Origin of the sequence: Streptomyces sp. NBC_01237 (genome assembly GCF_035917275.1) — a bacterium.
GTDB lineage: Bacteria > Actinomycetota > Actinomycetes > Streptomycetales > Streptomycetaceae > Streptomyces.
Genome location: NZ_CP108508.1, coordinates 1,884,214 through 1,907,697 on the forward strand (window position 1 = coordinate 1,884,214; position 23,484 = coordinate 1,907,697).

Annotated in this window: 19 protein-coding genes, 3 rRNA genes and 1 pseudogene; 7 read left to right on the forward strand and 16 right to left on the reverse strand. The window is 67.1% G+C overall.

Annotated features, from left to right (window positions below; translation table 11 throughout):
- Positions 1-41: 41 nt before the first annotated feature.
- Entirely contained in the window at positions 42-389 is a 348-nt protein-coding gene (locus OG251_RS08340; RefSeq protein WP_326676558.1) for an SCP2 sterol-binding domain-containing protein, read from the forward strand.
- 148 nt (positions 390-537) lie between these two features.
- On the opposite strand, the gene OG251_RS08345 is transcribed toward OG251_RS08340, so the two are convergent.
- Positions 538-1,416: an ABC transporter ATP-binding protein gene (locus tag OG251_RS08345; protein ID WP_326676559.1), complete on the reverse strand. Its 879-nt coding sequence runs from the start codon at positions 1,414-1,416 to the stop codon at positions 538-540.
- A gap of 331 nt (positions 1,417-1,747) precedes the next feature.
- The gene (locus tag OG251_RS08350) at positions 1,748-2,779 is read right to left on the reverse strand and encodes an HAD hydrolase-like protein (protein ID WP_326676560.1); all 1,032 of its coding nucleotides are present in this window, start codon (positions 2,777-2,779) and stop codon (positions 1,748-1,750) included.
- A gap of 72 nt (positions 2,780-2,851) precedes the next feature.
- Between OG251_RS08350 and OG251_RS08355 the strand changes: the two genes are divergently transcribed.
- On the forward strand, positions 2,852-4,129 hold the full coding sequence (locus OG251_RS08355; protein ID WP_326676561.1) for a DUF1015 domain-containing protein: 1,278 nt from the start codon (positions 2,852-2,854) through the stop codon (positions 4,127-4,129).
- Between the two features lie 70 nt (positions 4,130-4,199).
- Here the strand turns inward: OG251_RS08355 and OG251_RS08360 are convergent, their stop codons facing one another.
- From OG251_RS08360 to OG251_RS08385, 6 genes and pseudogenes are all read right to left on the reverse strand, one after another.
- Complete coding sequence (locus OG251_RS08360; protein ID WP_326676562.1) at positions 4,200-4,949, reverse strand: hypothetical protein; 750 nt, start codon at positions 4,947-4,949, stop codon at positions 4,200-4,202.
- Positions 4,950-5,462: 513 nt separating this feature from the next.
- Positions 5,463-6,419, reverse strand: a pseudogene (locus OG251_RS44965) (hypothetical protein); the annotation flags it as partial.
- Positions 6,420-6,549: 130 nt separating this feature from the next.
- A 5S ribosomal RNA gene (gene rrf / locus OG251_RS08370) occupies positions 6,550-6,666 on the reverse strand.
- Between the two features lie 108 nt (positions 6,667-6,774).
- Positions 6,775-9,900 (reverse strand): 23S ribosomal RNA (locus OG251_RS08375).
- A gap of 307 nt (positions 9,901-10,207) precedes the next feature.
- Positions 10,208-11,733: ribosomal RNA gene (locus OG251_RS08380) — 16S ribosomal RNA — on the reverse strand.
- The 16S, 23S and 5S rRNA genes sit together here, the layout of an rRNA operon.
- A gap of 707 nt (positions 11,734-12,440) precedes the next feature.
- On the reverse strand, positions 12,441-12,767 hold the full coding sequence (locus OG251_RS08385) for a hypothetical protein (protein ID WP_442818315.1): 327 nt from the start codon (positions 12,765-12,767) through the stop codon (positions 12,441-12,443).
- Between OG251_RS08385 and OG251_RS08390 the strand changes: the two genes are divergently transcribed.
- Positions 12,766-13,149 carry a hypothetical protein gene (locus OG251_RS08390; RefSeq protein WP_326676564.1) on the forward strand — a complete coding sequence of 128 codons (384 nt, stop codon included), beginning with the start codon at positions 12,766-12,768 and terminating at the stop codon, positions 13,147-13,149. The two genes, OG251_RS08385 and OG251_RS08390, sit on opposite strands and share 2 nt — an antisense overlap.
- A 97-nt stretch (positions 13,150-13,246) precedes the next feature.
- Here the strand turns inward: OG251_RS08390 and OG251_RS08395 are convergent, their stop codons facing one another.
- Positions 13,247-13,858, reverse strand: a complete 612-nt coding sequence (locus OG251_RS08395) for a DNA-3-methyladenine glycosylase (RefSeq protein ID WP_326676565.1) — start codon at positions 13,856-13,858, stop codon at positions 13,247-13,249.
- A gap of 245 nt (positions 13,859-14,103) precedes the next feature.
- Here OG251_RS08395 and OG251_RS08400 point away from each other — a divergent pair, with 245 nt between their 5' ends.
- The 3 genes from OG251_RS08400 (at position 14,104) to OG251_RS08410 (ending at position 16,122) form a co-directional block, all read left to right on the forward strand.
- Positions 14,104-14,886 carry a sporulation protein gene (locus tag OG251_RS08400; protein WP_326676566.1) on the forward strand — a complete coding sequence of 261 codons (783 nt, stop codon included), beginning with the start codon at positions 14,104-14,106 and terminating at the stop codon, positions 14,884-14,886.
- Between the two features lie 54 nt (positions 14,887-14,940).
- Complete coding sequence (locus OG251_RS08405) at positions 14,941-15,477, forward strand: YbhB/YbcL family Raf kinase inhibitor-like protein (RefSeq protein WP_326676567.1); 537 nt, start codon at positions 14,941-14,943, stop codon at positions 15,475-15,477.
- Between the two features lie 138 nt (positions 15,478-15,615).
- Positions 15,616-16,122 (forward strand): HNH endonuclease, encoded by a 507-nt coding sequence (locus tag OG251_RS08410; protein ID WP_326676568.1) that lies wholly within the window; start codon positions 15,616-15,618, stop codon positions 16,120-16,122.
- 61 nt (positions 16,123-16,183) lie between these two features.
- On the opposite strand, the gene OG251_RS08415 is transcribed toward OG251_RS08410, so the two are convergent.
- From OG251_RS08415 to OG251_RS08430, 4 genes are all read right to left on the reverse strand, one after another.
- Positions 16,184-16,957: a sulfite exporter TauE/SafE family protein gene (locus OG251_RS08415; protein ID WP_326676569.1), complete on the reverse strand. Its 774-nt coding sequence runs from the start codon at positions 16,955-16,957 to the stop codon at positions 16,184-16,186.
- A 195-nt stretch (positions 16,958-17,152) separates the two neighbouring features.
- Positions 17,153-18,082: an SPFH domain-containing protein gene (locus tag OG251_RS08420; protein WP_266808430.1), complete on the reverse strand. Its 930-nt coding sequence runs from the start codon at positions 18,080-18,082 to the stop codon at positions 17,153-17,155.
- A gap of 154 nt (positions 18,083-18,236) precedes the next feature.
- On the reverse strand, positions 18,237-18,665 hold the full coding sequence (locus tag OG251_RS08425) for an NfeD family protein (protein ID WP_073720167.1): 429 nt from the start codon (positions 18,663-18,665) through the stop codon (positions 18,237-18,239).
- A gap of 148 nt (positions 18,666-18,813) precedes the next feature.
- Positions 18,814-19,611 (reverse strand): ABC transporter ATP-binding protein, encoded by a 798-nt coding sequence (locus OG251_RS08430; protein WP_326676570.1) that lies wholly within the window; start codon positions 19,609-19,611, stop codon positions 18,814-18,816.
- A 122-nt stretch (positions 19,612-19,733) separates the two neighbouring features.
- Here OG251_RS08430 and OG251_RS08435 point away from each other — a divergent pair, with 122 nt between their 5' ends.
- Positions 19,734-20,522: a hypothetical protein gene (locus OG251_RS08435; protein WP_073720169.1), complete on the forward strand. Its 789-nt coding sequence runs from the start codon at positions 19,734-19,736 to the stop codon at positions 20,520-20,522.
- 143 nt (positions 20,523-20,665) lie between these two features.
- Here the strand turns inward: OG251_RS08435 and OG251_RS08440 are convergent, their stop codons facing one another.
- The 3 genes from OG251_RS08440 to OG251_RS08450 form a co-directional block, all read right to left on the reverse strand.
- Positions 20,666-20,917 carry a chaplin gene (locus OG251_RS08440; protein WP_326676571.1) on the reverse strand — a complete coding sequence of 84 codons (252 nt, stop codon included), beginning with the start codon at positions 20,915-20,917 and terminating at the stop codon, positions 20,666-20,668.
- A 190-nt stretch (positions 20,918-21,107) separates the two neighbouring features.
- Positions 21,108-21,752 (reverse strand): response regulator, encoded by a 645-nt coding sequence (locus OG251_RS08445; RefSeq protein ID WP_073720171.1) that lies wholly within the window; start codon positions 21,750-21,752, stop codon positions 21,108-21,110.
- Entirely contained in the window at positions 21,745-22,890 is a 1,146-nt protein-coding gene (locus tag OG251_RS08450; protein ID WP_326676572.1) for a GAF domain-containing sensor histidine kinase, read from the reverse strand. Before OG251_RS08450 ends, OG251_RS08445 begins: the two co-directional genes overlap by 8 nt.
- Positions 22,891-23,484: the final 594 nt, after the last annotated feature.

Consider the following 23,484-nt stretch of genomic DNA (forward strand, 5'->3'; position numbering starts at 1 on the left):
CCGAAACGCTACCGCGACGGGCCGGTGTACCGTCGATCGCGATGGCGACCATGGCGGAGTGCCGCAGCGCACTCGACAGACTTTCCGAGAACATCGCAGGAGCCGACGGCGACGTGCGCAGCGCTGCTGCCCTGGACCGCTCGCTGAGCTGCCACATCAAGGACCTCGACGTGACGTTCACCGGCCGGCTGGCCGATGGCCGGATCCGGGTGCTCGACACGGTCGAGGGCCCGCCCGGGGAGAAGGCCGAGATCAGGCTCGCGATGACCGGCGACGACCTGGTGGCGATGGTGGACGGACAGCTGAACTTCGCCAAGGCATGGGGCTCGGGCCGCGTCCGCCTGGAAGCGGGCTTCCGGGATCTGCTGAAGCTCAGATCACTGCTGTGACGAAACGGGCCTGGGCGTACGGGCCTGGGCGCACGGGCACGGGCACGGGGCCGCGGAATCACACCCGTACGGCCCCTGACACCGGGCACAGGGCACAGGGCACAGGGCACAGGGCACAGGGTCATGAGCAACGGCTGCGCCCAGCCCCTCAGACCGCCCCCGCCGCAGCCTTCGCACCGGTACCGGCCGTGGCACCCTGCCCGGCCGCACCGGCTGCCGCACCGGCTCCGGCTGCCTCGCGCCGTGCCCTGCGCGAGGCCGGCACCACCAACGGCGTGCCCGTCTCCGGATCGTCGATCACCTGGCACCGCATCCCGAACACCCGCTCCACCAGTTCGGCCGTGACGACGTCCGACGGCGCCCCCTCGGCGATGATCTCGCCGTCCCGCATCGCGATGAGATGCGTGGCGTACCGCGCGGCGTGGTTCAGATCGTGCAGCACGGCCACCAGCGTGCGCCCCCGGTCCTCGTGCAGCTCCGCGCAGAGGTCGAGCACATCGATCTGGTGCTGGATGTCGAGGTACGTCGTCGGCTCGTCGAGCAGCAGCAGCGGGGTCTGCTGCGCGAGCGCCATGGCGATCCAGACGCGCTGACGCTGACCGCCGGACAATTCATCGACATAGCGATCGGAGAGCTCGCCCACACCGGTCGACGCCATCGACTCGACGACGACGCGTTCGTCCTCCGGCGTCCACTGCCGCAGCAGCCCCTGATACGGGTAGCGGCCACGGGCGACGAGGTCCGCGACGGTGATGCCGTCGGGGGCTATGGACGTCTGCGGAAGCAGCCCCAGCGTCCTGGCGACCTTCTTCGCGGGCATCCGGTGGATGGCCTGCCCGTCCAGGAGCACCTGCCCCAGTCTCGGCTTCAGCATCCGGGCGAGCGCGCGCAGCAGGGTCGACTTGCCACAGGCGTTGGGCCCGACGATCACCGTGAAGGAGTTGTCGGGAATCGCTACCGAGAGGTTCTCGGTGATGATCCGCTGGTCGTAACCAAGGGTCACCGAGTCCGCGGTGAGGCGCTGCATGGTCCTGCTCCCCGAGTTGATGGGTGGGTCTGCGCGGTACGTGGCGAGCGCGAGCCGCGCAGAGGGGCGGACAGGAACCCGGGAGAGCCCGGCCCACCGACCACGACCACCGCAAAGTTAGGTTAGCCTACCCTCCACCTGAAGCCGCCGGTCCGGTGGCGGAGGCCCTCCGAGCCGCTCAGACCCGTTCGAGGCCCGCCTCCGTTCGAGGCCGCTTCCGTACGAAGCCCGTCCATCCCCGCACGAGGCCCGACTCTCCTCACGAGGTCGGCCGCTGCCTCGGCTCCCATCGCCCACCGCCGCCACGGGGCCACGTCAGCGTCCCTGTCGCCTACAGCCCGAGCCTGGCGATCGCCTTCGCCGCGTCCAGCCCGCACGAACCCTCGCCGGCCTGTGTCCACGCGGCCCCGCACAGAGCCCGCAGCCCGTCGAGCGCGTCCCCGTCGCCCTCCAGCACCAGGGCCTCCCCGCGCACCAGGGCCGTCCAGTCACCGCACCGGAACGCGTCACCGGCCGCGGTCACCTCGGGCTGCCCGGTCAGCAGCCCCCGCAGATCCCGGTCCACATAGGTCGGCCGGTGCCGGGGCTCGGCGGCCAGCAGCTGCGCCGCGTCGGTCACCCCGGTCAGGACCAGCAGCGAGTCCACGCCCCCGTTGAACGCCCCCTCGATGTCCGTGTCCAAACGGTCGCCGACCACCAGCGGCCGCTCGGCCCCGGTCCGCAGCACCGTCTCCCGGTGCATCGGCGGCAACGGTTTGCCGGCGACCTGGGGCTCGGCACCGGTGGCGATCCGAACCACCTCCACCGCCGCACCGTTGCCCGGCGCGATACCGCGGGCACTCGGAATCGTCAGATCGGTGTTGGACGCGAACCACGGCACCCCCCGAGCGATCGCATAGCTCGCCTCGGCGAAACGCCCCCAGGCCATGTCCGGCCCGCCGTACCCCTGGGCCACCGCCGCCGGCCCGTCGTCCGCCGACTCCACCGGCACCAGGCCGCGTTCCCGCAACGCGACCCGCAGCCCTTCGCCGCCGATCACCAACACCCGTGCCCCGGAGGGCAACTGATCGGACATCAGCCGGGCCACCGCCTGCGCCGAGGTGATCACATCGGCGGGCTCGGCAGGAACCCCCAGCTCGGTCAGGTGCTCCGCCACGGCGTCCGGTGTCCGCAGCGCGTTGTTGGTCACATACGCCAGACGCATGCCGCCGTCCCGCGCGGTGCCCAGTGACCCGACGGCGTGATCGATCGCCACCCCGCCCGCGTACACCACCCCGTCCAGGTCGAGCAGGGCCGTGTCGTACGCCTCGCTCAGCGCCGTGCTGCTCCCGCGCGGCCGGGACGCGTACTGCTGATCACTCATATGTCTTCGCTCCTCGTTACATGCCTCTCCCCCGATCATCGCGCATCCCCGGAGCACACATACGATGCAGAAATGAACACATCAGGTCCCGTCGAGCAGGGGCTGCGGTTGATCCCGTTCCGCGGACTGCGTTACGTCCCCGAGCGGGTCGGCAGCCTCGCCGCGGTGACCTCGCCCCCGTACGACGTCGTCGTCAGGCCGGACGGACTCCACCACCTGGAATCCGCGGACCCGCACAACATCGTCCGGCTGATCCTGCCGCAGGCGGACACCGCCGAGGCCCGCCACCGGCAGGCGGCCGAGACCCTCGGCCGCTGGCTGACCGAAGGCGTGCTCGCCCCGGACCCCGCACCGGCGCTCTACGTCTACGAGCAGCGCAACAGCGAGATCCTGCAACGCGGAGTGATAGGCGCCCTGGCGCTCTCCCCCGCTGCCGACGGCATCGTTCTCCCGCACGAAGACGTCATGGACCACGTCGTCGAGGACCGCGCCGACCTGATGCGGACGATGCAGGCCCATCTGGAACCGCTGCTGCTCACCTACCGCGGCGACGGCACCCGGACCGGCACGACCGCTGTCATCGAACGCATGACGGACCGTCCGCCCCTGCTGGCCACCACGACGGAGGACGGCTTCAGCCATCGCCTCTGGGCCGTCACCGACCCCGCCGAGCGGGCCGAGATCGAGGTGGACCTCTCCCGGCAGCAGGCCCTGATCGCCGACGGCCACCACCGCTGGGCCACCTACCTCCGGCTCCAGCGGGAACAGGCCGCGCCCGGCCCGTGGGACTTCGGCCTGGTCCTCCTCGTCGACACGGCCCGCTACCCGCTCCAGGTCCGCGCCATCCACCGGCTGCTGCGCGGCCTCCCGGTCTCCGAAGCGATCGCCTCCCTCACCGGCCTCTTCCGCGTCAGCGAGGTCGACGGGCCGCTCCCTCATGCCCTCGACGCCCTGGCCGGGGCGGCGGCCGAAGGCAACGCGTTCCTCCTCGCGGGCGACGGCGGCTTCCACCTGGTGGACCGCCCGGACCGGGCCCTCCTCACCCGTACGGTGCCGACGGACCGCCCAGCGGCCTGGCGCACCCTGGACGCGACGGTCCTGCACTCCACACTGCTGGACCACGTCTGGCGAATCCCCGACGCCCCCGAGCACATCTCGTACATCCACGACACCGCGGCAGCCGTCGAACAGGCCGAACGGCTCGGTGCCACGGCGGTACTGATGTATCCGGTACGCGAGGAGGTCGTCCGGGATCTGGCCAGGCAGGGCGTCACCATGCCCCGCAAATCGACGTCCTTCGGCCCCAAGCCGGCCTCGGGCCTGGTCCTGCGCAGCCTCGGCGTGAACTGAGGAACACCGGAAGCACCGGAAACGGAAAAGGGCGGCACTCCGGAAGGAGTACCGCCCTTTTCCTCACTGCTTACGCCTTGGCGGGACCGTCCGCCTCGTCGTCATCGTCCTCGTCGTCGTCGTCATCGTCCGAGGTCTCGACAACCTCGACGTCGTCCTCGACGTCCGCGACCCGGTCCGCGTCCGTGGGGGCGTCGTCCTCTCCGAGGGCGTCCACGAACTCCACGCCGTCGAGCTCGGCGAGCCGGTCCGACGCGTCGGTCGACCCGTCCTTGTCGGCCTCCAGCGCCTTCGCGAACCACTCACGCGCCTCGTCCTCGCGACCCGCTTCCAGCAGGGCGTCCGCGTACGCGTAGCGCAGACGCGGCGTCCAGGACTGAACGGAGCTGGAGGCGAGTTCGGGGCTCTGCAGCGTGACGATGGCGGCGTCGATCTGCCCCATGTCCCGGCGCGCACCGGCCGCGACCAGACGCATCTCGACCTGCCCGGCCTTGTCCAGCTTCTGCACCTCGGGCTCACCGGCCATGGCCATGGCCCGCTCCGGCCGCCCCAGTCCACGCTCGCAGTCGGCCATGACGGGCCACAGGTCCACGGACCCGGTCATCCGCCGCGCCGCCCGGAACTCCGCCAGCGCCTCGGCGTACTTCTGCGTCGCGTAGGCCGCGAAGCCGGCCGCCTCACGCACAGCCGCGACGCGCGAGGCCAGCCGCAGCGCGATACGCGCGTACGCATACGCCTGCTCGGGGTCCTCATCGATCAGCCGGGCCACCATGACGAGGTTGCGCGCGACATCCTCGGCCAGGGTCTTCGGCAGGCTCATCAGCTCCTGCCGCACATCCTTGTCGATCTCGTCGCCGGTGACGTCATCGGGAATCGGGAGCCGCTTGATCGGCTCGCGGTCCCGGTCACGATCCCGGTCGTCACGACGCCCGAAGCCACCGCGGTCGTCGCGCTGCTGCCCACCGCGGTACCCACCACGGTCGTCATCACGGCGCGGCCCACGATCACGGTCCCGGTCGTCACGACGGAAACCGCCGCCACTGGAACCGCCGCCGCGGTTGTCGTCACGGCGGAAGCCACCGCCGGAGGCACCGCCGCGGTTGTCGTCACGGCGGAAGCCGCCGCCGGAGGGGCGGTCGTCGTCGCGACGCGGCCCACGCGGCCGGTCATCACGACGCTCAAAACCACCACTGGGACGCCCACCACGGTCATCATCACGACGCGGCCCACGGTTGTCGTCACGACGGAAACCACCGCCCGAGGCACCGCCACGGTTGTCATCGCGACGGAAACCACCGCCCGAGCCACCGCCACGGTTGTCATCGCGGCGGAAGCCACCGCCGGAGGCACCGCCACGGTTGTCGTCACGGCGGAAGCCGCCGCCGGAGGCACCGCCACGGTTGTCATCGCGACGGAAGCCGCCGCCGGAGGGGCGGTCGTCATCGCGACGCGGCCCACGCGGCCGGTCATCACGACGCTCAAAACCACCACTGGGACGCCCACCACGGTCATCATCACGACGCGGCCCACGGCTGTCGTCACGACGGAAACCACCACCGGAGGCACCACCGCGGTTGTCATCGCGACGGAAACCACCGCCGGAGCCACCGCCACGGTTGTCGTCACGGCGGAAGCCGCCGCCGGAGGGGCGGTCGTCATCGCGACGCGGCCCACGCGGCCGGTCATCACGACGCTCAAAACCACCGCTCGGACGCCCACCGCGGTCGTCGCGCTGCTGCCCACCGCGGTACCCACCACGGTCGTCATCGCGACGCGGCCCACGGCTGTCATCGCGACGGAAGCCACCGCCCGAGGCGCCGCCGCGGTTGTCGTCGCGGCGGAAGCCGCCGCCGGAGGGGCGGTCGTCATCGCGACGCGGCCCACGCGGCCGGTCATCACGACGCTCAAAACCACCACTAGGACGCCCACCACGGTCATCATCACGACGCGGCCCACGGCTGTCGTCACGACGGAAACCACCGCCCGAGGCACCGCCACGGTTGTCATCGCGACGGAAACCTCCACCGGAGCCACCGCCACGGTTGTCATCGCGACGGAAACCACCGCCCGAGGCACCGCCACGGTTGTCGTCACGACGGAAACCACCACCGGAGCTGCCGCCGCCGGAAGGCCGGCTGTCGTCACGGCGGAAACCGCCGCGGTCGTTGTCACGTCGAGGCGCACCGGAACCGGACCGGTCGTCACGACCACCGCGGAAGCCGCCCCTGTCACCGCCGTCCCGGCGACGCGGCTCGCGCTCCGGACGATCGTCGGGAGAGTTGGTGGACATGGGTGTGACTCCTGTCATCGGGTACCACAGACATTCTCGCGCAGCCGACGATCCGACGCGCTTCGAAGAAAAGCAAAAAAGGACCCTTGGTCCCAGCGTGAACGCTGGGACCAAGGGTCCTTGAAAGATTGTTCGGCGGCGTCCTACTCTCCCACAGGGTCCCCCCTGCAGTACCATCGGCGCTGAAAGGCTTAGCTTCCGGGTTCGGAATGTAACCGGGCGTTTCCCTAACGCAATGACCACCGAAACCCTATCGGGTTCTAGCGAACAAGCACACTTTTCAATTAAGTAGTGAAGCTGTTCAACCGGTGCGACTGTTCGCAACCCGGGAACAACACAGTGGACGCGAGCAACTGAGGACAAGCCCTCGGCCTATTAGTACCAGTCAGCTCCACCCGTTACCGGGCTTCCACATCTGGCCTATCAACCCAGTCGTCTACTGGGAGCCTTAACCCTTCAAGAGGGTGGGAATACTCATCTCGAAGCAGGCTTCCCGCTTAGATGCTTTCAGCGGTTATCCTTTCCGAACGTAGCCAACCAGCCATGCCCTTGGCAGGACAACTGGCACACCAGAGGTTCGTCCGTCCCGGTCCTCTCGTACTAGGGACAGCCCTTCTCAATATTCCTACGCGCACAGCGGATAGGGACCGAACTGTCTCACGACGTTCTAAACCCAGCTCGCGTACCGCTTTAATGGGCGAACAGCCCAACCCTTGGGACCGACTCCAGCCCCAGGATGCGACGAGCCGACATCGAGGTGCCAAACCATCCCGTCGATATGGACTCTTGGGGAAGATCAGCCTGTTATCCCCGGGGTACCTTTTATCCGTTGAGCGACAGCGCTTCCACAAGCCACTGCCGGATCACTAGTCCCGACTTTCGTCCCTGCTCGACCCGTCGGTCTCACAGTCAAGCTCCCTTGTGCACTTACACTCAACACCTGATTGCCAACCAGGCTGAGGGAACCTTTGGGCGCCTCCGTTACTCTTTAGGAGGCAACCGCCCCAGTTAAACTACCCATCAGACACTGTCCCTGATCCGGATCACGGACCCAGGTTAGACATCCAGCACGACCAGAGTGGTATTTCAACGACGACTCCACAACCACTGGCGTGGCCGCTTCAAAGTCTCCCACCTATCCTACACAAGCCGAACCGAACACCAATATCAAACTATAGTAAAGGTCCCGGGGTCTTTCCGTCCTGCTGCGCGAAACGAGCATCTTTACTCGTAGTGCAATTTCACCGGGCCTATGGTTGAGACAGTCGAGAAGTCGTTACGCCATTCGTGCAGGTCGGAACTTACCCGACAAGGAATTTCGCTACCTTAGGATGGTTATAGTTACCACCGCCGTTTACTGGCGCTTAAGTTCTCAGCTTCGCACACCCGAAAGTGCACTAACCGGTCCCCTTAACGTTCCAGCACCGGGCAGGCGTCAGTCCGTATACATCGCCTTACGGCTTCGCACGGACCTGTGTTTTTAGTAAACAGTCGCTTCTCGCTGGTCTCTGCGGCCACCCCCAGCTCACCGAGTAAATCGGATCACCAGTGATGGCCCCCCTTCTCCCGAAGTTACGGGGGCATTTTGCCGAGTTCCTTAACCATAGTTCACCCGAACGCCTCGGTATTCTCTACCTGACCACCTGAGTCGGTTTAGGGTACGGGCCGCCATGAAACTCGCTAGAGGCTTTTCTCGACAGCATAGGATCATCCACTTCACCACAATCGGCTCGGCATCAGGTCTCACCCTTATATGTGTGACGGATTTACCTACCACACGGGCTACACCCTTACCCCGGGACTACCACCGCCCGGGCTGGACTACCTTCCTGCGTCACCCCATCGCTTACCTACTACAAGTCTGGTTCATCGGCTCCACCACTACCCTCAACTCCGAAGAGATCGGGCCGGCTTCACGGACTTAGCATCGCCTGATTCAGTACTGGGCGTTTCAAAGCGGGTACCGGAATATCAACCGGTTGTCCATCGACTACGCCTGTCGGCCTCGCCTTAGGTCCCGACTTACCCTGGGCAGATCAGCTTGACCCAGGAACCCTTAGTCAATCGGCGCACACGTTTCTCACGTGTGTATCGCTACTCATGCCTGCATTCTCACTCGTGAACCGTCCACAACTCGCTTCCGCGGCTGCTTCACCCGGCACACGACGCTCCCCTACCCATCCCAGCCCCCGTTGGGGGTATGTGCTGGAATGACACGACTTCGGCGGTACGCTTGAGCCCCGCTACATTGTCGGCGCGGAATCACTTGACCAGTGAGCTATTACGCACTCTTTCAAGGGTGGCTGCTTCTAAGCCAACCTCCTGGTTGTCTCTGCGACTCCACATCCTTTCCCACTTAGCGTACGCTTAGGGGCCTTAGTCGATGCTCTGGGCTGTTTCCCTCTCGACCATGGAGCTTATCCCCCACAGTCTCACTGCCGCGCTCTCACTTACCGGCATTCGGAGTTTGGCTAAGGTCAGTAACCCGGTAGGGCCCATCGCCTATCCAGTGCTCTACCTCCGGCAAGAAACACACGACGCTGCACCTAAATGCATTTCGGGGAGAACCAGCTATCACGGAGTTTGATTGGCCTTTCACCCCTAACCACAGGTCATCCCCCAGGTTTTCAACCCTGGTGGGTTCGGTCCTCCACGAAGTCTTACCTCCGCTTCAACCTGCCCATGGCTAGATCACTCCGCTTCGGGTCTTGAGCGCGCTACTAAATCGCCCTGTTCGGACTCGCTTTCGCTACGGCTTCCCCACACGGGTTAACCTCGCAACACACCGCAAACTCGCAGGCTCATTCTTCAAAAGGCACGCAGTCACGACTGACAGCACAAGTGCTGCCAGCGACGCTCCCACGGCTTGTAGGCACACGGTTTCAGGTACTATTTCACTCCGCTCCCGCGGTACTTTTCACCATTCCCTCACGGTACTATCCGCTATCGGTCACCAGGGAATATTTAGGCTTAGCGGGTGGTCCCGCCAGATTCACACGGGATTTCTCGGGCCCCGTGCTACTTGGGTGTCTCTCAAACGAGCCGTTAATGTTTCAGCTACGGGGGTCTTACCCTCTACGCCGGACCTTTCGCATGTCCTTCGCCTACATCAACGGTTTCTGACTCGTCTCACAGCCGGCAGACTATGAAAGAGAGATCCCACAACCCCGCATGCGCAACCCCTGCCGGGTATCACACGCATACGGTTTGGCCTCATCCAGTTTCGCTCGCCACTACTCCCGGAATCACGGTTGTTTTCTCTTCCTGAGGGTACTGAGATGTTTCACTTCCCCTCGTTCCCTCCACACTGCCTATGTGTTCAGCAGCGGGTGACAGCCCATGACGGCTGCCGGGTTTCCCCATTCGGAAACCCCCGGATCAAAGCTTGGTTGACAGCTCCCCGGGGACTATCGTGGCCTCCCACGTCCTTCATCGGTTCCTGGTGCCAAGGCATCCACCGTGCGCCCTTAAAAACTTGGCCACAGATGCTCGCGTCCACTGTGCAGTTCTCAAGCAACGACCAGCCACCCATCACCCCGTCGTATGCGACGAGTTCACTGGGGCCGGTGTTGAAGGCAGCCTTACGGCCATACCTTCAGACACCCAACAGCGTGCCCAGTACCCAGAATTCATCCGGTTCGTTTTCCACGCTCCGAGGAGCAGTACTTACGACCCGGCGTGAACCACCAGGTACTGAATAGTCAACGTTCCACCCATGAGCTGACCACCGTCGAACATTTGTCGACGTAGTGGCTCTGGATTCCTTGCGGAATCTAGATGCTCCTTAGAAAGGAGGTGATCCAGCCGCACCTTCCGGTACGGCTACCTTGTTACGACTTCGTCCCAATCGCCAGTCCCACCTTCGACAGCTCCCTCCCACAAGGGGTTGGGCCACCGGCTTCGGGTGTTACCGACTTTCGTGACGTGACGGGCGGTGTGTACAAGGCCCGGGAACGTATTCACCGCAGCAATGCTGATCTGCGATTACTAGCAACTCCGACTTCATGGGGTCGAGTTGCAGACCCCAATCCGAACTGAGACCGGCTTTTTGAGATTCGCTCCGCCTCGCGGCATCGCAGCTCATTGTACCGGCCATTGTAGCACGTGTGCAGCCCAAGACATAAGGGGCATGATGACTTGACGTCGTCCCCACCTTCCTCCGAGTTGACCCCGGCAGTCTCCTGTGAGTCCCCATCACCCCGAAGGGCATGCTGGCAACACAGAACAAGGGTTGCGCTCGTTGCGGGACTTAACCCAACATCTCACGACACGAGCTGACGACAGCCATGCACCACCTGTATACCGACCACAAGGGGGGCACCATCTCTGATGCTTTCCGGTATATGTCAAGCCTTGGTAAGGTTCTTCGCGTTGCGTCGAATTAAGCCACATGCTCCGCTGCTTGTGCGGGCCCCCGTCAATTCCTTTGAGTTTTAGCCTTGCGGCCGTACTCCCCAGGCGGGGAACTTAATGCGTTAGCTGCGGCACCGACGACGTGGAATGTCGCCAACACCTAGTTCCCAACGTTTACGGCGTGGACTACCAGGGTATCTAATCCTGTTCGCTCCCCACGCTTTCGCTCCTCAGCGTCAGTAATGGCCCAGAGATCCGCCTTCGCCACCGGTGTTCCTCCTGATATCTGCGCATTTCACCGCTACACCAGGAATTCCGATCTCCCCTACCACACTCTAGCTAGCCCGTATCGAATGCAGACCCGGGGTTAAGCCCCGGGCTTTCACATCCGACGTGACAAGCCGCCTACGAGCTCTTTACGCCCAATAATTCCGGACAACGCTTGCGCCCTACGTATTACCGCGGCTGCTGGCACGTAGTTAGCCGGCGCTTCTTCTGCAGGTACCGTCACTCTCGCTTCTTCCCTGCTGAAAGAGGTTTACAACCCGAAGGCCGTCATCCCTCACGCGGCGTCGCTGCATCAGGCTTTCGCCCATTGTGCAATATTCCCCACTGCTGCCTCCCGTAGGAGTCTGGGCCGTGTCTCAGTCCCAGTGTGGCCGGTCGCCCTCTCAGGCCGGCTACCCGTCGTCGCCTTGGTAGGCCATTACCCCACCAACAAGCTGATAGGCCGCGGGCTCATCCTTCACCGCCGGAGCTTTTAACCCCCGCCCATGCAGGCAGGAGTGTTATCCGGTATTAGACCCCGTTTCCAGGGCTTGTCCCAGAGTGAAGGGCAGATTGCCCACGTGTTACTCACCCGTTCGCCACTAATCCACCCCGAAAGGCTTCATCGTTCGACTTGCATGTGTTAAGCACGCCGCCAGCGTTCGTCCTGAGCCAGGATCAAACTCTCCGTGAATGTTTTCCCGTAATCGGGACACACATCACGAGAGCGGAACGACCGGTCGGAATAAGACCAGTCGTTCACAGCGTCCTCGCTGTGTAATTGCCCACCGGAACCCTAGGGCCCGGCAGGACTTTCAAAGGAACCACCAACCTGCCGAAGCAGGCCGGGGTATCAACATATCTGGCGTTGACTTTTGGCACGCTGTTGAGTTCTCAAGGAACGGACGCTTCCTTTGGTCCCGTTTCACCGGGGCCCTCCGGGCGCTTCCCTTCGCGTTCTTGCGTTTCCGACTCTATCAGACTCTTTCGTGTCCGATTCCCGGTCGAAGCGGGTCGAGCAGTTTTCGCTTTCCAGTTCTTCGCTTTCGCGTTTCCCTTTCCGGCGAGTCCGACTTTACCAGACTCTTTTTCGTTCCGTTTCCGGTCCGAATTCGATTCCGATGGCCTGCGGAGTGGCCTTTGCCTTTCGGCGTGTTCACTACTTTAGCCGAATCCCTGGGCGGCTCATAATCGAGCCGCCCGGACGAATTACGGACATGCCGAATTCGCACCCGCCAGGGGTGAGTCGTAGGTAGTGGTTTGGCCGCTTCGGGATGCTCGACCCGATCCGATGGACCGTGCCGACAGCGATGCCCGTGTCAAGCGGCTCGGACTACATTAGGCGTCCGCCAGGGGGCCGTCAAGTTGCGTGGTGGTGGGGTGATGGGGCCCGGCAGGGGCTCACCGCGGGGTCGCCGTCGATCCATGAGCGCGCCGGAGCCGGTGGGCCTCGTCGCCGCTCACACCGGTGTGGGGACCGCCGCGTACCTGGTCGAGAGGGGGCGGGGCGCCCTGCACTACGGACAGTGCAACGGTGTGACCCGTGACGACGTCACTGCCGTGCGGCTCACGGTCGGCATCGAGGGCGGTGGCCGGACGGACCGGGCCTTTGGCCGGTTCGCTGTCCTTACGGGCCGAGATGCGACGTACGCGGGCATTGGTGAGCCAGGCCGCCTCCGGCGGATCGGCGTCACCAGCCCGGTGCCGGCCTGGATACGGTGGCGGCATGGCGACGATCCTGCGGCACCCTCGACCCGGATTCACATGGGACTGGTGGGCCGTTGACGCCGAGGGTTTCCTCGTGCAGTTCTGCGACGGGCCCGCCCCCGAGCACCCGCTGGCGCACGTGGGCCGGGTCGATGCCGCGGCCGCATGGGCGGAGGAGCACCGCCCCGCATGGTTCAGCCGTGGGCCCCTGCCGCTCCACGTCTTCGCCTGTAATGGCGAGTTGCCCACCTACACCCGGCACGATGTCCCGGATTCCCCGTTGCGGCTGTCCGAGGCGCCCGCGGACATCGCGGAGGTTGCGGCCCTGGTCGAACTGGACAAGGCGGTGGGAGACACCTGGACGATCCATCTCGACGAGGGATGGGTCCGGCCACGGCCGTGAGTACTCGGCCTGGCGAATGCCGTGCGCGTCACAGGCCGGGTCCCCGATGCCCTTCTGGAAGTGGGTCATCGCCACCCCGACGCGACGACGGTTGGGCTCAGGCTCCGGCGGACGGCTTGGCTCTCGGGCTCAGCCGGTACGCCGAGACCGTCGGATCACCGGCGAGGTAGAAGCGGTGCTGCCAGTCGTGGGCTTTGCTCACGCCCACCCGAGGACCGGCCCGGACGAGTGCGGCGGGTACCGGCTCGCCGTCGGAGAGCACGACCGAGGCGCCTGTCAGCAGGTCTGCCCCGTTGTGCTCCGCCGTGATGCCGAGCGCCCGGCAGAAGTTCCCCGGGCCCCGCGCGAGACGTGGGCTCTCGACGTTCGCCCCTCGCCGCTCGCGGGCCAGGTCTTCCCCTTCCACGACCCTGCCTGCCCGGATGAGGACAGCCGTGGCGATGCCCTCTGTGCCGGTGACGATGTTGGCGCACCAGTGGAGACCGTGGGACCGGTAGACGTACAGGTGTCCCGCGGGCCCGAACATGGCGGCGTTTCGGGGTGTCCTGCCCCGGTAGGCGTGGGAGGCGGGGTCGGCCGCACCGGAGTACGCCTCGGTCTCCGTGATGGTGATACTCACGGTTCCCTCGGGTGTCTCGTGGGTGAGGACGGCACCGAGCAGTTCGGGGGCGACTTCCTCGGCGGGGTGGGCGAGATCCTCGACGTTCATGCTGATCGACTTGCCATGCCGTAGGTGAAGCAGCCGTAGCTGTGCCCGGCGGACCGAACCTCACGCCGTTGCGGGCCGGCGAGTCCGGGTGCGACATCGCGTACGGATCGGTCGAAACGCTCCCGGGTCAGCGGCGCACGGTCCATGCCCTCGTTCATGGCTTCCGAGGGTACTGGCTGCGCCCGTACGGGAACCGGCTACGGTCGTGGCGCGTATGTAGGGGTCAGGACCAAGAAGGAGTAAACATGGGCTTCAAGCGGCTGCTCGCGAGCATGGGTGCCGGTGGCGCTTCGGTGGAGACCGAGCTCACCGAGGTCAACGTCGTCCCCGGTGGGGTCGTCCAGGGTGAGGTGCGGGTCCAGGGCGGATCCGTGGACCAGCAGATCGAGGGGCTCTCCGTCGGTCTGCAGGCGCGGGTCGAGGTCGAGGGCAATGACCAGGAGACCAAGCAGGACATCGAGTTCACCAAGCTTCGTCTCGGTGGTGCCTTCGAGGTGAAGGCCGGTGCCGTGCATGTGGTGCCGTTCGGCCTGGAGATTCCGTGGGAGACGCCGGTCACGATGTTCGGCGGCCGGCAGCTGCACGGGATGAACATCGGCGTGACGACCGAGCTGGAGATCGCCCGCGCGCTGGACTCCGGCGACCTGGACCCGATCAATGTGCACCCGCTGCCCGCACAGCAGGCCATCCTGGACGCTTTCGGGCAGCTGGGCTTCGGCTTCCGCAGTGCCGACATGGAGCGTGGTCACATCCGCGGCACACGTCAGCGGCTGCCGTTCTACCAGGAGATCGAGTTCTTCCCGCCGCAGCAGTACCGCGGGCTGAACCAGGTCGAGCTCACCTTCGTCGCGGACGACCGCGAGATGGACGTCATCCTGGAGATGGACAAGAAGCCGGGGCTCTTCAGCGAGGGCAGCGACTCGTACCGGGCGTTCAAGGTCTCGCTGACCGACTTCCAGCAGACCGACTGGGCGGCGTACCTCAACGCGTGGCTGGCCCAGGTCGGCGGGCAGCGCAACTGGCTCTAGTGTCGGTGGGGAGACCTGCTGACAGCAGAAGAGCCGATCAGGAGAGGTGCTGACGTGACCGAGCCGAAGAGGGCGCCGTTGCCGCACGACTTCCATCCCGAGGTCCCCTCGTTCACCGTGGTGAGCGAGGATCTCGCGCCGGGGGCGGTGCTGGCGGACGCGCAGGTGCTCGCGGCGGGGAACACTTCGCCGCAGCTGCGGTGGGAGGGCCACCCGGAGGGGACCCGGAGCTTCGCCGTGACGTGTTTCGACCCGGACGCCCCGACGGGCAGCGGGTTCTGGCACTGGGTGGTCTTCGACATCCCCGCATCCGTCACGGAGCTGCCGGCCGGTGCGGGCAGCGGAACGTTCGAGGGTCTGCCCCAGGGCGCCGTACAGGTCCGCAACGACTACGGGTCGAAGGACTTCGGCGGTGCCGCGCCCCCGGCCGGGGAGAACCACCGCTATGTGTTCACCGTGTACGCGGTGGACAGCGAGAGGCTGGGGATCGACAGCGAGGTGTCCCCCGCGGTGGCCGGATTCAATCTGCGGTTCCACACGCTCGGCCGTGCTCAGCTGGTCGGGGAGTACACGGGTCCCGCCGGCGATTAGTTCTTCTGTTGTTTGCCCTGCTCTGGTCTTGGAGAGATCAGAGCAGGGCATTTTTTATTGCGTTGTCCATCGCGGCCCGCCCAGCCAGAGTTGATCCGGGCCTGCCAGGGGGCGGGCGGCACACGGGAGGTGGGCAGGATGCGTGACACGCTGGTGCTCAATGCGAGCTTCGAGCCGCTGTCGACGGTGACTCTCAACCGTGCGGTGGTACTGATCCTGACGGACAAGGCCGTCGTCGAGCAGTCGCATCCCCGACTCCGTATGCGTGGTGCCGCCGTGGATATTCCGGTGCCCCGGGTGATCAGGCTCTGCCGCTATGTACGGGTGCCGTTCCGAAGACAGGCCCCGTGGTCCAGGAGGGGCGTGCTCATACGCGACCAGCACCGGTGCGCGTACTGCGGACGGCGGGCCAGCACCGTCGACCATGTGGTGCCGCGTGCCCAGGGCGGTCAGGACACCTGGCTGAACACGGTGGCCTCGTGTGCCGAGGACAACCACCGCAAAGCGGCCCGCACGCCCGAGCAGGCGGGGATGCCGCTGCTGCGGCAGCCGTTCGTGCCCTCTCCGGCCGATGCGATGCTGCTGGCGATGGGGGCCGGTGACCGCTCGGCGCTGCCGGAGTGGCTGGACCGGTCGGCGGCGTAGTCGGCGTACGCCCTTTGCCGTACCGGAAGCCCGCCTCCGTGGGGAGGCGGGCTTCCGTGTGTCAGCGGAGCAGCAGCTGGACGATGGCGGTGGTGCCGACCACGACGATCAGGCAGCGCAGCACGGTGGGGCTGAGGCGGCGGCCGACCTTGGCCCCTATCTGCCCGCCGATCGCCGAGCCGACCGCGATCAGCAGGACGGCCGTCCAGTCGAAGTCCGCGACGAAGAGGAAGAACAGTGCGGCGATGCTGTTGACGACGGCGGCCAGGACGTTCTTGACCGCGTTGAGCCGCTGCATGGTGTCGTCGAGCAGCATCCCCATCAGGGAGAGGTAGATGATCCCCTGGGCGGCGGTGAAGTAGCCGCCGTACACGCTGGCGAGCATCAGGCCGGTGAACAGGAGCGGGCCGCCGTCGGCACGGGCGGGTGTGCCGGTGCGCTCGCGTCGGCTCTGGACCGCTTTGCTGATGCGGGGCTGCAGGATGACGAGGACGAGGGCCAGCGCCACCAGGATCGGCACGATCGTCTCGAACGCCGTGGAGGGCAGGGCCAGCAGGAGGGTCGCCCCGGTGAGGCCGCCGATCACGGCGCCGATGCTCAGCTTGAGGACGCGGCGGCGCTGTCCGGCGAGTTCCTTGCGGTAGCCGATGGCTCCGCTGATGGAACCGGGGATCAGGCCGAGGGCGTTGGAGACGGTGGCGGTGACCGGCGGCAGGCCGGTGGCGAGCAGTACGGGGAAGGTGATCAATGTGCCCGAGCCGACGATCGTGTTGATCGTGCCCGCGCCGACACCGGCTGCGAAGATCGCGAGTATTTCCCAGATGGACAAGGCCATCTCCTTCGATGGTCAGTGATGCCTCCCCGCCATGAAGGTCGAGGGGCCTCACTGATCATGCATGACGGCGGGTTCGACCGGGGCCGGGGGTGTCCCGTAATCCCCGGTGGGTCAGTGTGTCGCGAGCCGTGGTGGCTGTCGTCACGCACCGCCAGGGCTGACGGGCCGGCCCGTGGCGGGGCTACGGCTCCGGGGTCAGTCGACCGGGGGCTCCTCGCGGCGCTGCTTGGTGGTGTCGAAGCCGGGGACTCCGCCGCCGAGGTTGCCGAAGGCTCCGCTGAGGCCCTTGAGTGCGTCGCCGATCTCGCTGGGCACGATCCAGAGCTTGTTGGCGTCGCCCTCGGCGATCTTCGGGAGCATCTGGAGGTACTGGTACGAGAGGAGCTTCTGGTCCGGGTCTCCGGCGTGGATGGACTCGAAGACCGTACGGATGGCCTGTGCCTCACCCTCGGCACGCAGCGCGGCTGCCTTCGACTCACCCTCGGCGCGCAGGATCGCGGACTGCTTCTCGCCCTCCGCGGTGAGGATCTGGGACTGCCTGATGCCTTCGGCCGTGAGGATCGCGGCGCGCTTGTCCCGGTCGGCGCGCATCTGCTTCTCCATCGAGTCCTGGATGGAGGTGGGCGGCTCGATCGCCTTGAGCTCGACGCGGTTGACGCGGATGCCCCACTTGCCGGTGGCCTCGTCGAGGACTCCTCGCAGGGCCGCGTTGATCTCCTCGCGGGAGGTCAGGGTCCGCTCCAGGTCCATGCCACCGATGATGTTGCGCAGGGTGGTGACGGTGAGCTGCTCGATCGCCTGGATGTAGCTCGCGACTTCGTAGGTCGCCGCTCGGGCGTCGGTCACCTGGTAGTAGATGACGGTGTCGATGTTGACGACCAGGTTGTCCTGGGTGATCACCGGCTGCGGCGGGAAGGGCACGACCTGTTCACGCAGGTCGATGCGGTTCCGGATGGAGTCGATGAACGGGACGACGATGTTCAGGCCCGCGTTCAGGGTGCGGGTGTAGCGGCCGAACCGCTCCACGATGGCCGCGCTGGCCTGCGGGATGACCTGGATCGTCTTGATCAGGGCGATGAAGACGAGCACCACCAGAATGATCAGGACGATGATGATCGGTTGCATCGTGTGTCTCGTGCCCTTCGGTTGCCGACGGATCGCGATGATCGGGGTCGAACTCTCGTGAGTGCCGGGGTCTCACGACCGTACGGTTCTCATGATGATCGACATGATCGACTTCGAGTCTGGCAGACCGTGGCCCGCCCCGTGCACGGTTCGGTCACATCACCACGGCCGTTGCTCCGTCGATGTCCACGACATCGACCTGCTGGCCGGGTTCGAAGCTCTGGTCGCTGTCCAGGGTGCGGGCCGACCAGATCTCCCCCCCGAGCTTGATACGGCCGCCGGCGGCGTCGACCCGTTCCAGCACGACGGCCTGACGGCCTTTCAGCGCGTCGATGCCGGTGGCGTACTGGCTCTGGCCCGCGCGATGTCTGGCGGCGATCGGGCGCACGACGGCGATGAGCGCCACCGAGACCACGACGAAGACCAGTACTTGGGCGACGATGCCACCGCCGAGGGCCGCTACGACCGCGGCGGCCACCGCTCCGACGGCGAACATCCCGAATTCGGGCATCGCGGTCAGGACGAGCGGGATGCCCAGTCCCACCGCGCCGATCAGCCACCACACCCACGCGTCGATGTCCACATGGTCATCGTAGGACCGTGAGTCCCGCACCGACAGGGCGCCGGACGGCCAACGTGGGACCGGGGTACGGCAGATGGGCGTGCGGAGCGCCGTGGCGGTGCCGGTGAGCGGCCGGACGGCGCACTGCGGGCGGGGCGGCGCCCCGGGCTCAGCCGAGCGGCAGACCGCGCGCCGTGTACCGGTCGCCGGTGTGCTCGACGACGAGCGGCAGACCGAAGCAGAGGGAGAGGTTGCGGGAGCTGAGCTCGGTCTCCATGGGGCCGAGCGCGAGCACCTTGCCCTGGCGGATCATCAGAACATGGGTGAAACCGGGCGGGATCTCCTCGACATGGTGGGTGACCATGATCATGGAGGGGGCGTACGGGTCGCGGGCGAGCCGGCCGAGGCGGCGGACCAGGTCCTCGCGGCCGCCGAGGTCGAGCCCGGCGGCGGGCTCGTCGAGGAGCAGCAGCTCGGGGTCGGTCATCATGGCGCGGGCGATCAGGGTGCGCTTGCGCTCGCCCTCGGAGAGCGTGCCGAACTTGCGCTCCAGGTAGTCCGTCATGCCGAGCCGGTCGAGGAAGGCGCGGGCGCGCTCCTCGTCGACGGCCTCGTAGTTCTCGTGCCAGGTGGCAGTCATGCCGTACGCGGCGGTGAGCACCGTCTGCAGCACGGTCTGGCGCCGGGGCAGCTTCTCGGCCATGGCCACGCCCGCGATACCGATGCGGGGGCGCAGCTCGAAGACGTCGGTGCCGACGCCGCCCAGCTGCTCGCCGAGGACCCGGGCGGTGCCGGTGCTCGGGAAGAGGTAGCTGGAGGCGATGTTGAGGAGGGTGGTCTTGCCGGCGCCGTTCGGGCCGAGGATGACCCAGCGCTCCCCCTCCTTGACCGACCAGGAGACGTCGTCCACCAGAGCGCGTCCGTCGCGGACCACGGATACGTCCACCAGCTCCAGTACATCGCTCATGAGCGCGTTGTCTCCCCATGCAGTCTCGAGATCGTCGCGTGCCTGTAGGCACAGCTCCCAGGGAAAACCTACGCCACCGCAAGAGTGCTCCGGGCGCGAGGTCCGTTCCCTAGGCTGTTCCCATGCTTTCGGAACCACGCTCAGGGCTGTTGGCCGCCTGGGGAAACGCGCTTCTGGCCGGACTTGTATCGCCGGACGACGCCGCCCTCGCGATCGTCGGGGAGGACGCGGTGCATCGCGTCGAGGGATTGCCGGGTGAGGCGGGGCCGGTCGGGCTCACGCTGGCGCTCGGGCGGCTGCGGAGGCTGGGGGCGACCGGATTCCGGGTCGCCCTGCCGGTGCCGGGGCATCCGCTGGGGCTGAGCGGGCCGCCGGAGTTCAACGCGCGGGCCCTGGAGGCCGAGGAGGCGGTGGTCACGTCCGGTGTGCCGTACGGGCTGATCCCGGAGGTGAGTGGAGCGGGGCCCGTCGGGGACCGGCACGTCGAGGTGGTGTGGCGTGTTCTGCCGGTGCGGGAGGCACCGCCGGCCGATGTGCCGTCGCTGAGTGAGGCGGAGCGGGAGCTGGCGGAGGCGTTGCGGGATGCGACGGCGGTGCTGTCGCGGCTGGACGTGGCCGGGTCGGGGCCGGTGGCGGAGGCGGCCGTGGACGCGTACCGGGCACGGGCGGAGCGGGGGCGCGAGGTGCTGGCGCCCGGATATCCGCCGCGGGCGGTGCGGGTGCTGGAGCTGGCTCAGCGGGTCGGCCTGCTCGTCTCGGTGGCGTACGAGAACGGGCACGGGGGCGCCGTGAGCGCGTCCGAGATCTCGGCCCGGGGCGAGGCGCTCAGGCCGGTGGAGCGGGTGGCGCGGCGGGCACAGGTGGCGGCGTACAACGCGTATGTGGAGGACGTGGAGCGGGGGCGGGGGTAGCGGGGCGGGGCAGCCCTCGCGGGGGTGCGCGCGGGACTGTGCCGCTCCCCCGGGGCGTCGTGGGCTCGGTCCGCGATCGACGGACGGTCCCGGAAGCCGGGCGGCCCCTCGGAGGGGCCGCCCGGCTTCCGGGACCGGGTCGGTCAGTGGTTCAGGCCGAAGTTGCCGAAGGCCGGGTTGAGCAGGCCGATCACGTCGACGGTGTTGCCGACCACGTTCACCGGGATGTGCACCGGGACCTGGGCGACGTTGCCACTGGCGACGCCCGGGGAGTGGGCGGCGGTGCCGTGGGCGTCCGCGCCGCTGTGTCCGGTGGCCGAGGCGGCACCGGCACCGGCGGCGATGAGTCCACCGGCGACCATGGTGACGGCGGCGGCCTTCTTCAGGTTCTTCACTTCAGGATCCTCCTGGAAACGCCGCGGCCGACCGCCGCAGCACACCCTGAAGAACGCCGCGGACCCCGCCGGGATGCGCCGTTCGGGTGACATACACCCGACAGTATGAATCTCATCCCGGACTGGAACGTTCCGCTCGGACCCGCTCGGCACCGGACCGTTCCGCTCAGCCTGCGGCCCCGTGGGCCGCTCAGCCTGCGGCGCCGTGGCGTACGGCCCAGAGAGCCGCCTGGGTCCTGTCCGCCAGATCCAGCTTCATCAGGATGTTCGACACATGCGTCTTGACGGTCTTCTCGGAGAGGACCAGGGCACGCGCGATCTCGCGGTTGGAACGGCCGTCGGCGATGAGGCCCAGCACTTCCCGTTCCCGTTCGGTGAGGGTGCTCCCCCGGCCCGTGCCGTTGCCCGCGTCGTCCTGGGCCAGGAGCGCCCCGGCGACCTCCGGCTGGAGCAGGACGTGGCCCGCGTGGACGGAGCGGATGGCGCCGGCCAGGGCGTCCGGGTCGACGTCCTTGTACACGTAACCGGAGGCGCCCGCGCGCAGGGCGGGGACCACCGTGCGCTGCTCGGTGAAGCTGGTGACGATGAGGACCTTGGCGGGGTTGTCCAGCTCGCGGAGCTTGCGCAGGGCCTCGATGCCGTCGGTTCCGGGCATCTTGATGTCCATCAGCACGACGTCGGGCCGTAGCTCCTCCGTCCTGGCCACGCCCTCGGCGCCGTCGGCGGCCTCGCCGACGACCTCTATGTCGTCCTGGATCTCCAGAAACGTACGCAGGCCGCGGCGTACCACCTGGTGGTCGTCGACCAGCAGCACCCTGATGATCTTGTCAGCCACCGGGCACCTCCATCTCGATCGTGGTGCCCTTGCCGGGCTCCGATTCAACGGTGAGCTTCCCGCCGACGCTGCCGGCCCGGTGGCGCATCGAGACGAGGCCCAGATGACGGCCCGCGCGACGGACCGCCGTGACGTCGAACCCGCTGCCGTCGTCGGTGATCCGCAGCAGCGTGTCCGGGCCGTGCCGGGCCAGCGTGACGGTCACACGCCCGGCGCCGGAGTGGCGCAGGGCGTTGTGCAGGGCTTCCTGGGACACCCGTAGCAGCGCTTCCTCGTGAGCGGCGGGCAGGGCCCGTACGCCCGCGCTCTCGAAGGTGACCGCGGCGCTGTGGGCCCGGTCCAGGACCTGGATCTGCGTACGGAGGGTGGCGACCAGGCCGTCCTCGTCGAGCGCGGCCGGGCGCAGCTCGACGACGGCGGCGCGCAGTTCGTCCACGGCCTCCGCGGCGAGCGCGGCCACCTGCTGGAGCTCGCCCTTGGCGCGGGCCGGGTCGCGGTCGACGAGAGCGGCGGCCGCCTGTGCGGTGAGCCGGAGCGAGAACAGCTTCTGGCTGACCGCGTCGTGCAGTTCGTGGGCGAGGCGGGAGCGTTCCTCGGCGATGGTCAGCTCGCGGCTGCGTTCGTACAGGCGGGCGTTGGTCAGGGCGATCGCCGCGTGCTGGGCGAGGATCGACAGCAGTTCCTCGTCCTCGTCGGTGAATCCGCAGCTGCCCTCGGGCTTGGGGCACTTCTTGTTGGCGAGGTAGAGCGCGCCGATGATCTCGTCGCCGTCCCGGATGGGCAGGCCGAGGAAGTCGGACATGTCGGGGTGGGCGTCGGGCCAGCCGCCGAACCGGGGGTCCTCACGGACATCGGCGAGCCGCTCCGGCTTCGCCTCCTGGAGCATCGCGGCGAGGATGCCGTGCTGCCGGGGCAGCGGGCCGATGGCCTTCCACTGCTCATCGGAGATTCCGTCCACGACGAACTGGGCGAAGCCGCCGTGGTCGTCGGGGACGCCCAGGGCCGCGTACTCGGCGTCGAGCAGCTCACGGGCGGAGGTGACGATCGTCTTGAGGACGTCACGCATTTCGAGATGCCGGCTCATGGCGAGCAGCGCGGCACTCACCGCGGCGAGGGCGGACGGTGGGCGGTGACTCATGGCCTCACCGTACCGGCGGGGTCCGACGGCCGTATCGGGCTGTGGACGGCGTCGGGGAGCGTGCGGGACCAGGACTTTGTCCCGCCGCCCCTCAGCCCTCGGTCCTAGTCCGCAAGGCCCCGTGACCGGGGGCGGGCCGGGATCGGGCCGCCACGTCCGGGGGCTGCCGGAGACGGCCGGAGTGGTCCGGGGGCGTGCGGCGGCGCTACGCCCCAGGTGTGGCGGGGCAGGGGGGCAGCTGCGCCTCCGGCATGAGTCCGAGGGTGTCCGCCTCCTCCTTCCGGATGAGGAACCTTACACTCCGCATTGCCTGTGCAACGGGTGGTGAAACCGTTACGCGGTCGATGTGAGCCCGCACATAGGACCCACGTCACTTACGAAGACTGCTAGTGGGTACACAAGGGGCAATTGGGTGGGCATGAGCGGGGGCCAGCACGTACGAGCGCTCCCCCGCTCCACTACCAGGCTTCGTACGTCACACCTTTGCCACAGCATTTTGCTGGCGCTAAGAATTGCAGCCGTCCCCGACGGAGATGCGTCGCCGCTTCCCGTCTCGTCCTCCGTGAGGACACCTGCTATTCGAAGAGGTATGTC